The sequence below is a fragment of the Paenibacillus baimaensis genome (assembly GCF_025567575.1).
In genome coordinates this window covers 299,056-315,073 of sequence record NZ_JAOQIO010000094.1, presented here as the reverse complement: position 1 = coordinate 315,073, position 16,018 = coordinate 299,056, and the positions used below count along the sequence as shown (strand labels likewise).

Sequence of the window (16,018 nt, the reverse complement as noted above, 5' to 3'; positions counted from 1 at the left end):
CACTCCTCAAAACTAATGAATGGATCGTTCTCTCAGCACACCATGAATGACTAGCCGACCCTCGACAGCATCCAGTGTATAATCACAGGTAGATAAAGTAAGAATCGGTTCAGGCTCGTTCAATACGATATCCGTTTTGTGTATCGATTTGTTCTGGACGCTGTGCAAAAATGACAAGTAATCGGCATCGTCAGAAAAAGCTGTTTCAATATAATTGAAATCGGTCGTCGTATAATAGAAGGAAAAAATCTCAACATTATAGCTTTTGTACAACGTATCGTAACGAAATGTACGATGATTATCGAAAAAATATCGGTCTCCATAAGCCTTCAAAGCCCCAAACATCGAGCCGTTTTTCATCCGATGTCCATACAATATGGTGTTCATGTCATTCGCCATTATGGTATTGCGATAATCCATAAAGATGCTGCCTGATCTGGAAGCTTCTTTTTTATAATTACGATCCAAATAATAATCGTTATCCTGCGCCTGAACGATCGGATCATCGACCGATGTCCCCGCTATGTTCAACCAACCTACAATATCCGTGTTCACATCCAGCAAGCCGCGGAAAGCAGGACGAATCTCGGGAACAGACACATCTTTTGCAGCTGCTTCAATACGAATATCCTCCAACGTTTCGCGGTTCGTAACGACTTGCTGGTAGTAAATTTGTCTGGCCTGTGCAGCCAGCTCTTCTTGCTGCTGATAACCGAGAAAGATACGACCCAGCGCGAACAGGCAAAAAACAAACATACCCAAACTCAGTATAGTCAGTGCCCTGTGAACACTTACGGTTCTCATCAAGACATAAACCGGTTTGTACATATTTCCAGCGCCACCTTCTTAAATGCCAAGCGGCACCATATACAACCCGGCATCTGTGTCCTCTCTGACAATAACATCGACTCCGTATATTTGCTTGATTGTCTCCACAGAAATTACCTCGGCAGGCGACCCTTTTCTCACAATTTGTCCATCCTGCATCACGATGATGCTGTCGCTATAACGAATGGCTTGGTTAATATCGTGCAGTACCATGACGATCGTCAATCCGTAATCTACATTCAGACTTTTAATTAAATTCAAAACCTCAAATTGGTAATAAATATCCATATAGGTCGTTGGCTCATCGAGAAACAAAAAAGGTGTGCTCTGCGCGAGCGACATCGCTATCCATACTCGCTGCCTTTCTCCACCCGATAATTGATCAATGGTCAAATTCCTTTTGGCTAGCAGGTTAGTGCGGGTTAGCGCCTGCAAGACTGCTTCAGTATCCTCATCTGAATGGGGAGCAAACATGCTTTTATGCGGCAGGCGTCCAAAACCGACAAGCTTCTCAATAGTTAAATCCGATGGAGCATCGTTGTGCTGATGTACAACGGCAAGTTTTCTGGCGAGTTCCTTGGGTTTGTACGTGTTAATAAACTTGCCATCCAAAATCACATTCCCGCTGCGGGGCTTATGGTTATTGGACATGATGCCAAGAAGCGTAGACTTGCCGCATCCATTCGTGCCGATAATCGTGGTGATTTTCCCGATCTCGATGCTGCTGCTCACGGATTTCAGATGATCGTTTTTTTTGTCATAAGAAAATGTGACCTCTTTAATGTCCATGAGTCTGCCCACTCTTTCTCAGTAAAAATATTAAAAAAGGTCCACCGATTACCGTCATAATAATAGAAGCTGGAACCTCCGAAGGTGCCAATATGGTACGTCCAAGCGTGTCAGCTGACAAAATAAGAAGTGCACCAGCCAGAGCCGAAAAAGGAATCAGCAGCTTATGGTCAGAGCCTACCAATATTCTGGCGATATGTGGAATTAACAAGCCTACAAAGGCGATTAAACCGCCAATGGCTGTTGCGACAGCTGCAAGCATCACCGCTACGATCGAAATCAGCAGACGTGCTTTTGTTACATTAAGGCCAAGGTTCTGGGCGGATTTATCCTGCAGCGACAGCAGGTTGCACCAGGAATACAGCAGCATCGCTAACACCAGTCCGATTGAACCATAGAGGACCATGATTTGTACATCGCCCCATGTTTTCATCGCAAAAACCGATGTGGTAGCCTGATTAATGCTCGTAACGGCATAGCTGCCTCTGTAATTGAACGACTGCCCCAGACCCGTAAAGGTTGCATTGACCGCAATTCCGACCAGAATGATTCGAATTGGGGTTAAACCCGATTTCCAGGACAAGGAATACACAAGAAAACAGGCGATAGCCCCTCCTATAAAGGCAGCCAAAGGCAGCCAAAAAAAGAACTGCGGGAACAGGGTTACAAACAGCAGCGACAGGACACCCGCTCCGGAAGAAATCCCGATAACGCCGGCATCGGCCAAGGGGCTCCGCATAACTGACTGCAGCAGCACACCAGACACCGCAAGGGCTGCGCCTACGAATACGGCGATAATAATTCGCGGTAGCCGCAAATCTTTAATGATCTGTACACTTTTATTTGTTCCACTGAACAAACCCTGTATAAGCTCCAGGCTCCCTACCTTGATACTGCCGGTAGTTGCTGATATAAGGGCAGCTGCCACAAGTAAAATAATGACGATAATCATACTCAACCATGCTTTGCTCATTTCAAACTTCCTTTATTGGCAAAATCGTAAACGTTCGTATTCATGGGTACAGCATCGGCATCAAGGCGTCCAGAGCCTGGACAGCAGCTAAATTACCGGTAGTACCAAATAATTCCTCAGGTAAATCGTACACCCTGTTCGTCTGTACAGCTGCAAAATGTTTCCAGATATCATTTTTCTTAAATTCCTTGTCAAACATGATGACCACTTCATCGGGCAGCCCGTGAGCAGCGCGTAGAATGACATCGGGGTTGGCCTTCTGTAAATATTCGGTGTTGGAAGCGAGATATTCAACCTTCTCACCTTGAACAATATTTTTGCCTCCTGCAAGCTTGACAAGATCACCGATATAGGAATTTTCCGTAGCAACCAGATAGCTGCCTGGAACGCCCAGCAATATGAGGACGGAAGGCTGCTTTTTACCCTCAGATTGTTTCCTGATAGCAGCAAGTTTGTCATTAAACTTCGCTATTATCGCGTCAGCTTGCGCCTTGCGATCATATTTATTTCCAAGCGCCTGAATTGCACTGTTCATTTTGTCAACGCTGGTCAAATCCATAAAGTTCGCTCCGACACCGGCATTTTTAAACACAGGCGCCAAATCATACTCGAGTGTCGTGACCGACAGCACGTCTGTAGGATCAAGCGATTTGACGACTTCCATATTGGGACTCATCGGATTGCCTACCTGTGTTACACCTTCATACCGTTTCGGCAAGCTTTTGTAGCTCTTGGGTATGCCCACCAGATCAACGCCGAGCGCATCCATCATTTCAGTTGCCGCCACGGTTGTCGCAATAACGCGATAGGGTGCTGATGAACTCTTGGCATCAGGGGACACTGCCTCCGATACAACATCATTTGTGGAACAGCCTGCGGTTATTAACAATACAAGAGCGATTAATGCTGCGCTTATTCTTGTACGCATTCCAGTTCTTGTCTCCTTTACCGCTGCAGAACGGTCATCGACTCGCCTACAGTTTAAAATTCACGAGGACACCGGATTTCCGGTATCCCCGTTTACTTGCTATTCACTTTTCAACTTCTATGACTTACTTGGCGTGATCCAACATCGCCAGAATCAGTGTGACAGCTTCCGCTCTTGTCGCTTGATCCTGTGGAGCAAACAGGTTGTTATCCCTGCCGTTAATAATTCCTTTCTTGGCTGCAGCCGCAACCGGGGCAGAAGCCCAGTCCGGAATTTGCCGTACATCTGCAAATGTTGGTGCTTCATTGGTATCAAGAGGGAGCTTTAATGCCCGTGCAACCATAACTGCGATTTCCGAGCGTGTAATTTTCCGATCAGCACGGAATGTGCGGTCTTCATAGCTGCTAATAATTCCAGCTCCAACCGCTTGTTCCAAGTAAGGCTTCGCCCATACTGGGATGTTATTGTTATCGGCAAAGTTAAGTTCTGTACCGCTGCCCTCCAGCTTAAGTGTACGACCCATCATCACAGTAAATTCGGCACGGCTGATCTCACCGTTAGGACGGAAGCTTCCATCCTCGTACCCGTTGACGATACCAAGTGATAAGGCACGCTCTACGGACGCCTTGGCCCAATGATTCTGAAGATCACCAAAGCTGGAACCGGAAGCTGGCAGTGTACCACCGTTCGGGTTAGTTGCAGCTTGATCCGGCTGTGCACTTACCTTGTTGCCAAGTGCCTCGATATCGAACACAAGATCGATATCTTCCAATTCAACCTTTTTCTTTAGTGTCGGAACATATCCCTCTTCCGCTTTTTGAGCTTTATCCACCTCGTCCTGGTGCTTCTGCAGCTCTTCTTCTGTATGAGGCACAATGAGACTAAGCTGAGCATGGATAGGCGCAGTCAAATCCTTAGGTTCAAAGCTGACAACGCGTGAGTCCGCCGATTCGTCCTTGCTTAATACTGCTGCCGCTTGAAGTACCTTTTGCATCGTTGTTTCGGTACCGGATTTGTTAGCAACAGCTTGATCTTCCTCTACCTTGAAATCGTCCACCAGCTTATGCTTGGTTATCGTCAGCTTCACGCTTTTCTTGTCGCCCTTGACTACAAGCTTGGCAGGATACGCGACCACATTGCTATATTTGGATTCAAGGCTGTTTTTATACTGCAGCATTTTGTAATCCAGATCATATTCTCCGTCTTTGAGCGATGCGATAGCCGCACCCGCACCGCCACCAAGCACTGTATCTGCACTAACCTTCGTCATGCTTGATTTATCAAAAGCAATATCTATATCGTACTCGTGAAAATAATTCATTTCCGCCCAGTCGATTTTTACCCACCCTTTGAGCTTCGATGACAAGTCCTTCACTTCGAACTGTACAACCCGGGTATTGTTGACATCATCCCTGCTGATCACAGTAGCATCAGTCAATGAACCACCGCTATCCGTCTTAAACGAAGTAATCTCCTTGCTCTGCTTGAGCGTGAATGAAAAATATTGCTTGCCGCCCTGAACGGTCAAAAGTCCTGGTGTGATTACGTAATCCTGCATCACTGAACGTTGATCGGTTTCATATTTTAAAATCTTATAGTTTACCGTATATTTACCGTCAAGGACCGGATTGGACACGACACCACCGCCGCCACCTCCGGTACCACCTGTGCCGCCCGTTCCTCCAGTACCGCCACCACCTGTACCTGGATTAACCGGATCCGGTGTAATCGCGCTTACTGGAGAAACAGTGCTGAACTGCAGCTTATAGGTTGTTTCCGTTCCGTCAGCAGCCGCCAGTGCAAGAGCATATATAGCAGTCAAATCATCGACTTCCAGCTGTAAGCTGGTCGTAGTATCATTCGCCAACACTTTCACTATACCTGACTGTTTGGCTGCATACTGCGGTGTAATCTCTTTCTTAAAGGTTCCGTCAGAGTTGTATTGCGTAATTTTCTTGGCGGTTACACCGCTTTTTAATTTAAAGGTCGCTGTTTTCTTACCATTCTGTACTTTCAGGCTGCCCGCATTTTCCACATAATTGCCTATCGGGGCCGCCCCAGGATTATCGGAAGTAGCTGAGAATCCGAAGCTGTATTGACCGTCCTTAACTGGCTTCGTCAAATCAATTGTAATGCCCGTGATCCCGATTTCTACATCGTATTCATGGTCATAGAGGAAGGTCGGTGTTACCTGCCAGTAGATTTTGACCCAGCCGTCCAACCGCTTTGTCAAATCAGCCACTTCGAATTGTACAACTCTTGTATTTTTCGTCGCATCACTGCTCACCACTACCGCTTCAGTTAGTGCTCCATTCTGTTTCGTTTTGAAGCTGGTAATTTCAGCGCTTTGCTTCAATTCGAACGACGCGATTGCTTTACCGCCTTGAACCGTCAGCTTACCGCTGGTCTTGTCTACATAGTCGTACATAACGGAAGCCTCATCGGTCCCTTTTTTATAAATCTTATAGCTCAACTGGTAATCCCCATCCGGCAAAGTTCCCGATACGTTAATGACCAACGCCTGGAACTGTTCGAATGCACTTTGCAGAGCAGTTTTGGCATCATTCAGCTGCTGCTGCGTTGCCGTCAAATTGGCAGCTACAGCCTTGGCTTGTTGAATCGCTGCCAGCAGCGTACTTTTGGTGCCTGCCGGGTATTGACCACCCGCACTTCCCTCGATGGCTGCGTCATGTGCTTCCTGGACGCTGGCAATCAGAGAATTCAGCGCGCTTGCTGCTGGTGCATCGCTAAACCCAATCTCGACATCGTACTCATTGTCATACAAAAATGTTGGATTTACTTGCCAATAAATTTTAACCCAGCCGTTTAATCTCTTAGTCAAGTCTTTATTGACTTCGAATTTAATCAAACGTGTGTTGTTAACAGGATCAATACTCACGATTTCCGTTTCCGCCAAAACGCCAGCATTCTCGGTCTTAAACGATTTGATTTCTTCACTTTGCTTTAAAACAAAGGAAACATACCTTTTATCAGCAGCAACCGTTAATTTCCCGCTTGTTTTATCTACGTAGTCATACATAACTGAATTTTCATTAGTGCCTTTTTTGTAAATCGTAAAGTTAATCGGATAGTCACCGTCTGCTAAATCAACAGGTGCGGCAACAACTGATAATTTGAATTTAGCCAAAGCTTGCTGCAAAGCGAGCAGTGCTGTTGCCGTCTGTGCTTGTGTACCATTTAAGTTGGACGCTTCAGAACTGGCCGTGTCAATGGCTGACTGTATAGCAGTTTTGGCCACTGCGGGATATTGGCCCGGCTCTGTGCCTGCTGCTGCTGTTTTATTAAAAGCGGAAGCAGCAGTTATAGCTTGCGATAGCGCACTGTTATCCACATTGTTAAAGTTCAAACGAATACTATGGGTTTGATCATAATTCTGTGCAGGCACCACTGTACGCACTTGGGCATCGACGAGTGCTGATAAATTGTCGACTTTAAATTTAACAATTTTCTTATTAGCTGTGGGATCCGAGCTTACAGTAATTGCATCTACGAAACTACCATTTTGCTTGATCTTGATTTCAGGAACCGATGCACTGTTATTTACCGTTAAGGATGCGTAAACCGAGCCATCCTCTTCCGTGGTCAGAGTCGCCGGCTTCGCCAAATAACTTTCCATAGCGGAGAAAGCATTGTTTGTTGCATGAACGGTTGAGTAATATATCGTGTGTACAGCTGTCAATTTGAAAGCATCAACTGCAGTTTGTAGTGCTTTTACAGCCGCTGTTATTTGCGGCCTTTGAGCAGCTAGATTGTTTCCAACAATTTCTGCAAGACCGATTGCCTGCAGCAGCTTGGTCTTGGCACTTGCGGGATATTGCCCGATTCCAGTACCTACTACAGCTGAACTATTCAACTGCTTGGTAGCAGTAATGGAAGCATTTAAAGCCGTAAGCTGATCGGCGTTGTAGCTGATGTAGACATTTTTAGTTACACTGTTAACCGTGTAATTGAACCATGTGAAACCTTGCCATTTGGAATCATCCGCAGAAGGATGTCTTGTGTATATCTGTAAAGTTTTATTATTCGTATCTGAACTGCTGTTTACCAATGGCGCATCTGTAAAATTAAGAGCTCCATATAATCCTGCTGAATTAGGCTGCGAGCGTTGTATAGCAATTTGGCCTGCAGGATTTAAAAACGTGATATTAGCGTAGGTCTTATAATAAGGAGCTACTTTTTGTTCCAGCAAGATGGCTGTTTGCTTAAAATCATTAGAATAAACAGAACGTGTAGTAGTTGCACTAAGTGTATCCAGTACAATTATATTGGTAGCTGCCGAAGCATGATATTGTTGTGCTTTTGCAATATCAAATTGAGTTTTTAACGTATTGTATCCAGTAACTACACTATCAGCAGTAGCGTTGGTGTTATCTCTAAGAGTCGCAGCGTCTGTAATTTTACTAGTAAGCGTGCTAATAACTGTAGAATCGTATTCCCCGTCGGATGAAACCGTGCTTCCTCCTCCTTCGGCAGTTCCGGATATTTTAGCTGCTGCTTTAAACGCTTCAGCTTCAATAATCAGTTGCTTCAAGCTTTCCTTGTTAACAACTGCTCCAGGAGTTGTCGTCTCCAGCTTGCTAATATCCAATTCTAATCCCACGTTGTACCAATAGTTATACGTTGGATTCATATTAAAAATATTTTGCTTGTCGTCAATATGCATTAAGATATCCTGTATTTTGCCGATATCCTCAATATCCACTTGTACTACGATGTTGTTGGCATCAGCAGCTTGCCTGGTTGTTACGGGCTGATAACCTTCTATACCAGTAATAACGGGTGTTTTACCCGCTTCTTCTTTGATTGTTGCCTTATCCTTACCTGCAATTCGCGAACCAAGGTAGGCAAATGCAGTATAGTCCGTCTTTTTAATCTCATGCTCCAGCTTCGCCTTGCCATTATTTACAATTAATTTCCCTGTATTCGGTATCATAAAAAAGTTGGCAGCTGAGGTTTCCGTGGTTCCGTTCTTGATGTATCTATAGGCAATAGGGTATTCCCCGTCAGCTACTAGAGTCGCAGCGTCGGCCGTCGAAACCGGTCCTATATGTAGGGCAGACAGCAATAAAACGAAGGCGATCAGTATTGCCATTGTTTTCCTGAATGATTTGGTCAATTCAATTACACTCCTTAAACATTCTATATGAATCATATTTTTGAATTCTGCTTTGTTTTGTTTGTATTGTATAAGAATAAAAATGTCATTATCGACTTAAATGCAAAAACTTAATCTTCCTTGTTAATCAAAATTACCTCGTAAATATGTAGATGGATAACATCATGAGTAAAGAACGGCTCCAATACATGCAAGCCATTCTTTACTCCGTACAGGGTTAGCAGCTATTGATAGCTACTGTGTTAGTCCTACAGCCATTCAATAAATAAATCCATATCTCCACTATGAGGACCAGCATTAATTCCAAGCTTCACAGGCAGAGTCTCAGTGAAATCAGCAACAGTAAACGTGAACGAAATGACACCAGATACTGATGTATCAGGAGTAATAGTTACATAACCAGAACCGCTATCTACCTTTAAGCCAGTAACAACAGAGCTGTCATAGGAGACTTTAACGGATGATCCGGTAATAACTGCATCCGAAGTGAATGAATTAGCATGAGAAGAAGGATTTCCGGATGAATCCAAAAATTGATAGTTGGAAGCAGCAGCGAAAGCAGGAACAGCCAGAGCAAACACCAGTACGAACAGAGCTAGCATCGATACAACGGATTTTTTCATGGATCTCATCATTAGTAAACACTCCCTTAGATAATTTGGTTTAGTTTGTAATTTGCTACAAATGAACGACGGCAACTGTTATTCTTGCTTTCAAATGAATTTCCCTCTTCGATCCCCCTTTCCTGAATGCAATTATGGGTGCCACAGAAAAGTAAGTTTAAAGATAATGATAATCATTATCAACAATGATGTAAAAAAAAACTTCTGCGACTGAGGTACTTGATTACCGCGTTATAAGCAGGCACCTCTTTTACTCATTTCGTCGATAACGTGTACAGCGTCCACCGACAACCCAATTTTATACATAAATAAAATATTATGTCAATCATTAATTTTTTATTGATTTACCTGCCGGATCTTCTTGTTTTTACTGTATACCCTAGGTATAAACCTGACAATAACAGCAGAACAGTCAGTAAAACAACCGGAGCCGTATCTCCAGTCTGGGGATTTGTTATTTGACTACGCGAGCCTGTGGAGTCGCCAGCTTCTGCAGTTTTATTGGACGAGTCCTTCGCCGAAGCCTCGACCGCTGGTGACTTTGGTGCCGGAGTCACTACCTTGGATAGAGCGGTAGTGCTTACGCTGGACACAGCTGCTGCAGGATTGCTTTGGGGAGATGCTGTTGAGGCCGAAGTGGCCGGAGCTTCCGCCTTGGGGGCTGCCGAACTGTCCGCTGCTACACTTTTAATGCTTTTTTCGTCCACCAAAAAACGAATCGTATAATCATGGTCATAATCGATGGATTCAACAGTGACATGAATTTTTGAAATAATCGGCTTGGACAAATCAGCAACTTGAAAACGGGTGGCTCTCTTGTCTTCAGCACTGTCACTACTAATGATTTTCGCATCTGTAAAGCTCGTATTGTTCTGCACCTTAAACTGAGTCACCCATTTGCTGTGATTGATAGTAAGCTGCATTTCGATCTGGCCATTTTTCACAAATACAGTTGCAGGCTTTTCGAAATAATCATTTGCCATCGATGCGGAATCATTTTCCGCTTTGGTTACCGTGTAATTTAACGTGTACGTACCATCCGCCAATGCAGCCTCCGCTTTAGGCAGACTAAACAACATCAACATACTGAGAACTGTAAAGCATACAATTTGCAATCGCCAACTTGTTTTCACAATCTAATCTCCTTCTCGATAATAAAACTTAATAAATACTCACTTTTGGCTGTAGATTCAATTCAATGATACCGATAATCATTATCAATGTAAACACAAAAAAATAACCGATAATCGGTTTATCAGATTGAATTTATGGTATCAGCCCCCTTATGTACTCATATGTTCACAATATGATACCGGTGGAAAAATAATACAAATTTGATGATAGCTTACTACGCTCTGCCTTGTCAATCCATATCCACCAATATAAATTTGGAACAAATTGCCACAAAACGATTGACAACGATAATGAGATTGATTATCATTCTCCTTGTGAAGGGGCAACGCTACTCGTTTCCCATATTATCATTTGTTCTAATTTTTTGCTATTGAATTCTGAATAGGAGGACGCTTTTTTTATGAGAAAACCTTTGCTGATGCTTGTATTGGCCGCTGCCCTCAACGGACTAACGGCCTGTGCATCGGCTCCGTCTGCGGACCTTGGGTCTGCGCCGGGTGTGAAAGAAGGTTCTACCCCATCGAAGGGGAGTACCCTAATTATCAAGGATTTTGCCGACCGCAGCATAACCTTTCCCAGCGCACCTCAAAAAATTGTCGCTCTAGCAAACGGTGAAATGGATATCGTCTATGCGCTAGGGGGGACGCTGGTAGGACGCCCAACCGCAACAGTTCCCGCAGCGCTGCAAGCGGCCCAAAGTGTAGAACAGGTTGGTTCCACACATGGGCTTGATCTGGAAAAGATCGCGCTCCTCAGTCCGGATGTTGTACTCGGTAATCATCCGTTGAATACCAAAGATATACCGGGTGTTGAGGGTGTAGGCTCCAAGATGGTATTGACCAGCGCCAATTCGATTGATGACATCAAGAAGCAAATCGGTTTGTTCGGTCAGCTGCTGCAGAAAGAAGACAAGGCCAAGGAGTTAACTCAAGCCATTGATCAAAAATTGCAGGAGCTCAAAACCACTCCAAGTACAGCTAAAACGAGGGTACTGATGGTGTATGGGGCACCGGGCACCTATATGGCCGCTCTTAACAATTCATTAAGTGGCGATATACTCGTATCTGCCGGTGGTGAAAATATTGCCGCAGACTACCCCAAGCTTGACAATTATCCCCAGTATGCGCAGGTGAATACTGAGAAGATAATGAAATCAAATCCGCAGTTGATCGTTATTATGACCCATGGAAGCCCGGAGAAAGTGAAGGATGGATTTATGAAAGAGATGCAGCAAAATGCGGCCTGGAGCAGTCTAGATGCCGTGAAGAACAACCATATTGAGATACTTCCCGCTGACCTGTTCGGCACGAATCCCGGCACCAAAGTTGTCGAGGCACTCGATCTGATGAGCAAACGGCTGCAGGCGGCCAAGTGACAACGATGAATCAAAAGCAGCGAAGCTCCAGAAGAAAGCTGATCATCATTGTTATTCCCGTTCTTCTTATCATTGTCTCCTTCTACGGCTTGACCTATGGCTCGGTACCGATATCGCTTCGAGACATATGGGCGGTATTCACCAACGGCGGACAACCGATTCACGAAAAAATCATCATGAATCTAAGGCTGCCCCGTGTATTAATCGGGATTTTAACGGGTGCATGTCTGGCGGTCTCCGGTGCGCTGCTGCAAGGTGTGATGAGAAATCCTTTGGCTGACCCGGGAATTATCGGCGTATCCGCTGGCGGTGGTTTGGCAGCCGTCATCACTATGATCGTACTGCCACAGTTCAGCTATTTGCTGCCGCCTCTCGCCTTTGTCGGCTCTTTTGCGACTGCACTGCTCATTTACGGTCTTGCCTGGGATAAAGGCTCGTCACCACTGAAAATCATTTTGGCTGGTGTTGCAATTAATGCGCTGCTCGGGGCTGTCATGAACGGCATCATGGTATTTTACAGTGATCGCGTTCAAGCCGTTTTGCCTTGGCTGGCAGGGGGACTAAGTGGACGAAGCTGGCACCATCTTGGATTTATGGCCCCGTATGCGATCATTGGGCTTTTGCTGTCGCTGTTGACAATCAAATCGGCCAACCTGCTGCTGCTGGGGGATGATTCAGCCAAGCTGCTCGGTATGAAGATTGAGATGCACAGAGTCCTGCTAATCCTGTTGGCTGCTTTTTTATCTGGAATTGCTGTCAGTGTTGCCGGTCTTATCGGTTTTGTGGGTTTAGTGGTGCCGCATGCTATCCGCCTGCTTACAGGAGAGGATTACCGCTATTTGCTGCCACTGTCGATGCTTGGAGGCGCCGTACTTGTCGTGTTGTCCGATACGATTGCTCGTTCATGGTTCGATCCCCTGGAGCTTCCTGTTGGTATACTGCTGGCCTGCCTGGGCGCCCCGTTCTTTTTATATTTGCTCAAGAAACGGAGAATCGTATAATGTCGGCAATCCTTACTGACCGAATCCAGCTTGATGTAGGCGCGTTTCAGCTGCAGCATATCACCGTATCGATTCCAAAAGGAAACGTGACTGCCATCGTCGGTCCGAACGGCTCTGGTAAATCAACGCTGCTGAAAATCATAACCCGGTTGCTTGAAGCCGATTCGGGAACTGTGAAGATAAACGGCAAACTGGCGCATACTTACAAATCGGCTGAAATGGCGCAAACCGTTGCCATGCTCACCCAGTCGAAAAACGGGCTGCCCGAGATGACAGTCAAGGAGCTTGTCGCTTACGGCAGAGCTCCCTATAAACGGTTGTTTGATCGCATGACCGACGAAGACCACGGAATTGTGGACTGGGCTATGCAAACAACCGGGACCAAAAAACATGAAGACCGAATGTTCCATACATTGTCTGGTGGTGAGCAGCAAAAAGCACGCATTGCTATGGCATTAGCACAAAAAACGACGATTATTTTGCTGGATGAGCCTACCACATTCCTGGATATTGCCCACCAGCTGGATTTGATGGAAATGCTGCAAACCATCAACCGGGATTACGGAATAACCATCGTTATGGTGCTTCACGACCTCCAGCAGGCAGCCCACTATTGTGACTACATAATCGCCATGAAAAATGGAAGGATCGCGGAAACGGGCAAACCGACTGAGATTATTTCATCACATTTTTTGGAAAGTATTTATAACGTTCAGGCAAAAGTCAGATTTGAAGACGACTATCCCGTCATTATTCCTTTAAAAACATTATCAAACTCTAGGAGGCTATAATATGATTATTATTACAAACACATCGCAAATTACGAAAGGAAACGCCCACTTGCTGATCGAGCGTTTCGACAAGATCGGTAAAGTGGAGTACATGAGCGGCTTTTTGGGATTGGAAGTGCTGCTGACTGAAAACACGAAGGAACACGATGAGGTTACGGTCGTTACCCGTTGGGAGAAAAAAGAGGATTTCCATGCATGGACAAAAAGTGATGCCTTTAAAGAGTCGCATGCCCACGGTAGGGAAATTCCGGAATATATCGTCTCCAATAAAATTTCATTCTATGAAGTAAAAATCGTCAGACAGCCGATTGCTGCTGCTCAATAATATGTAAAGTTATCAAGTTATACATAAAAGATCCTTTCCTACAGGAGAGGATCTTTTATACATGTTTCTCCAGCAAAATACTAACTTTCAGATTAGCCAATTACTTCAGCTTACTCAGAAGATGATCTGAAAGCTTCTTCTGTTGGCTCTGTAGTCTCTCCACAATGGCTGCATATTGTACCGCTTTCTCACCTATATCCTCGGCTGTGTGCACTTGTAATCTTTCTGCAAATTGCACGAATGCTTCTTCTCCTCTTGGAGAAACACCATTCAGCAATTGTTTACAATCGATAAATCCACGCCAAAGCGGCCAAATACATTCCCTTGGATAGCCCATGGAGATCATGGTCTGAATGCCGAGAACATGGTACTCACGCTTAACTAATTGAACCTCTGGGCACAGACTGGCTACATGGGAATATAAATCACTCAACAGCCGATTCCATTCTTCAACCTCTACAGCCGTTATCGCATCCGCTCCCAAACAACGCAATATCGATTCACTAACATCAGGCAAGCCGCACAATAGACTGGTTTGGGTTATTTCCATCAATCCTTTGCGCGCAGCGCTAGGCGGGCGCAAGTCTATTGAATCCAGCAGTCCCACCGTCGGGCCAACAACCGTTCTTACAAAGTCAAATGCATGATGATTATCTTTATTATTCTTGCAATATATAGGGTCTAACCAATTATTCGCATGTACGGTCAACTCCGATAAGGATCGTTCAATCGCTGCCTCTACCCATTGCGCATTTCGCAGCAGCCCTCGCGTTTGTTGCTGAGGATTGGAGAATCTGCCTTCTTTCTCCCACAAAATGTGAGCACGGTTCAAAGATACAATAACCGAAAGACGCATGGTCTCAGGTCGTGACAAATCTCCCCAAAAATAATTGGCCATCTCTATCGTAATTCCCGCCTCCTGAAAGATACTATGTGGATTCAGACGCGGATCGTTGATGCTATCGTTTTTGGTACCATGCCAATTAATATCAATATCTGAATGGGGCAATTGAGTGTCTGGATTCCAAATGGAACCCGTCAGGATAAATCCGTCGATACCAGGATGAAGTGAAATAATGTCTTGAATTAAGTTCTCGACGAGATGTGCCCGACCAGGTGGTAAAGCTTCAGTGTGGATGAATACTGTCATTTAAACTCTCTCCAATTCTGAATGTAAAATATTACCATTAACTTACTGCCATATGTATCTTCCTTCAATAAACAGCAGTGTACCACGCACTAAACCCGCCTCTTCATCCAACAAAAAAAATAATTAGAATTCTAACTATGATACAAAAAATTTACTCGGGGTTATTCTTAATGTGTTGTAGATGATTGGTCATCTTGTTTAACAACGTGCTCAGCTGTAGCTTTTCTTCCTCCGTGAAACAAGATAAAGGATCAAACTTCTCCTCCTCTTGCAGCGCTTGGTTCAAAGACGCTAGCTTGTCTCGTCCTTCCTCCGTGATCTCAATGTTAACCATCTTTCTATTTGTCGAATCCTTACTCTTTCTAACCCAGCGCTGCCGCTCTATGTTGTTAATAATGACGGTTGCGGTAGGACGATCACAGTAAAGCAGCTCAGCAATTTGCGAAGGGTTTAGACCCGTTTTAACGACAAGTTTGCGCAGTACATACTGCTGCTTTAATGTGATTTGATGAGGTACAAGCTGCTTTTGTAAATATCGCTGCCACGTTAGGAAATTGACACCTATGCGAGACATTATAGAAAGTTTATCTGACATTTCGTATGGACTCCCCACAGTTAGTGTTCTAATCATAATATACAATATCCTAAATAAGAGCACAAGACAAGACGTGAGGAAAAAGAGTTGAACGTATAAGCCTGTTTTTACATATATTTAGCCAGTAAAAACTAACTTAAATTGTTAGTCTAAAAAACAAAAAAAGCCTTGATATACAAGACTTTTTTCTTTATATGCGGTCGGCGGGATTTGAACCCGCACGTCCATGGGACACTACCCCCTCAAGATAGCGTGTCTGCCGTTCCACCACGACCGCTTATTCACAATAATGACGAGGATTACCATTTCATCAGTCTGAGCTATATGCCAAGCGCTGCGCTTACACTTTCTCATGACCGAATTAGACTA

13 protein-coding genes and 1 tRNA gene are annotated in these 16,018 nt (G+C 44.7%); 4 read left to right on the top strand and 10 right to left on the bottom strand.

Translation table 11 applies throughout. From position 1 onward, the window contains the following. Positions 1-12 precede the first annotated feature (12 nt). The 7 genes from srtB to isdC all read right to left on the bottom strand — a co-directional run bounded on the left by srtB (position 13) and on the right by isdC (position 10,411). Entirely contained in the window at positions 13-828 is an 816-nt protein-coding gene (gene srtB / locus OB236_RS25150; RefSeq protein WP_262686379.1) for a class B sortase, read from the bottom strand. A gap of 18 nt (positions 829-846) precedes the next feature. Next, positions 847-1,617 carry an ABC transporter ATP-binding protein gene (locus OB236_RS25145; RefSeq protein WP_262686378.1) on the bottom strand — a complete coding sequence of 257 codons (771 nt, stop codon included), beginning with the start codon at positions 1,615-1,617 and terminating at the stop codon, positions 847-849. Beyond that, positions 1,607-2,590 carry a FecCD family ABC transporter permease gene (locus OB236_RS25140; RefSeq protein ID WP_262686377.1) on the bottom strand — a complete coding sequence of 328 codons (984 nt, stop codon included), beginning with the start codon at positions 2,588-2,590 and terminating at the stop codon, positions 1,607-1,609. The genes OB236_RS25145 and OB236_RS25140 overlap by 11 nt, the downstream gene beginning before the upstream one ends. A 40-nt stretch (positions 2,591-2,630) precedes the next feature. Beyond that, positions 2,631-3,518 (bottom strand): heme ABC transporter substrate-binding protein IsdE, encoded by an 888-nt coding sequence (gene isdE, locus OB236_RS25135; protein WP_262686376.1) that lies wholly within the window; start codon positions 3,516-3,518, stop codon positions 2,631-2,633. Between the two features lie 124 nt (positions 3,519-3,642). Beyond that, positions 3,643-8,655, bottom strand: a complete 5,013-nt coding sequence (locus OB236_RS25130) for an NEAT domain-containing protein (protein ID WP_262686375.1) — start codon at positions 8,653-8,655, stop codon at positions 3,643-3,645. Between the two features lie 248 nt (positions 8,656-8,903). Continuing rightward, the gene (locus OB236_RS25125) at positions 8,904-9,290 is read right to left on the bottom strand and encodes a cadherin-like domain-containing protein (protein ID WP_262686374.1); all 387 of its coding nucleotides are present in this window, start codon (positions 9,288-9,290) and stop codon (positions 8,904-8,906) included. Between the two features lie 332 nt (positions 9,291-9,622). Further along, positions 9,623-10,411, bottom strand: coding sequence for a heme uptake protein IsdC (gene isdC, locus OB236_RS25120; RefSeq protein ID WP_262686373.1), 789 nt, complete (start codon positions 10,409-10,411; stop codon positions 9,623-9,625). 401 nt (positions 10,412-10,812) lie between these two features. On the opposite strand from isdC, the gene OB236_RS25115 reads away from it, so the two are divergent. Genes OB236_RS25115 through isdG form a run of 4 tightly spaced genes read left to right on the top strand, consistent with a single transcriptional unit; the run spans position 10,813 to position 13,904 of the window. Continuing rightward, on the top strand, positions 10,813-11,787 hold the full coding sequence (locus tag OB236_RS25115) for an ABC transporter substrate-binding protein (protein ID WP_262686372.1): 975 nt from the start codon (positions 10,813-10,815) through the stop codon (positions 11,785-11,787). Between the two features lie 5 nt (positions 11,788-11,792). Further along, entirely contained in the window at positions 11,793-12,788 is a 996-nt protein-coding gene (locus tag OB236_RS25110) for a FecCD family ABC transporter permease (protein WP_262686617.1), read from the top strand. Continuing rightward, positions 12,788-13,579: an ABC transporter ATP-binding protein gene (locus tag OB236_RS25105; RefSeq protein WP_262686371.1), complete on the top strand. Its 792-nt coding sequence runs from the start codon at positions 12,788-12,790 to the stop codon at positions 13,577-13,579. Before OB236_RS25110 ends, OB236_RS25105 begins: the two co-directional genes overlap by 1 nt. Before the next feature lies 1 nt (position 13,580). Then, positions 13,581-13,904: a heme oxygenase gene (gene isdG / locus OB236_RS25100; protein WP_076232964.1), complete on the top strand. Its 324-nt coding sequence runs from the start codon at positions 13,581-13,583 to the stop codon at positions 13,902-13,904. Between the two features lie 100 nt (positions 13,905-14,004). Here the strand turns inward: isdG and OB236_RS25095 are convergent, their stop codons facing one another. The 3 genes from OB236_RS25095 to OB236_RS25085 all read right to left on the bottom strand — a co-directional run bounded on the left by OB236_RS25095 (position 14,005) and on the right by OB236_RS25085 (position 15,926). Next, the gene (locus OB236_RS25095; RefSeq protein WP_262686370.1) at positions 14,005-15,054 is read right to left on the bottom strand and encodes a hypothetical protein; all 1,050 of its coding nucleotides are present in this window, start codon (positions 15,052-15,054) and stop codon (positions 14,005-14,007) included. 151 nt (positions 15,055-15,205) lie between these two features. After that, positions 15,206-15,649 carry a MarR family winged helix-turn-helix transcriptional regulator gene (locus OB236_RS25090; protein WP_262686369.1) on the bottom strand — a complete coding sequence of 148 codons (444 nt, stop codon included), beginning with the start codon at positions 15,647-15,649 and terminating at the stop codon, positions 15,206-15,208. A 195-nt stretch (positions 15,650-15,844) separates the two neighbouring features. Then, positions 15,845-15,926: transfer RNA gene (locus OB236_RS25085), tRNA-Leu, on the bottom strand. Between the last annotated feature and the right edge of the window lie 92 nt (positions 15,927-16,018).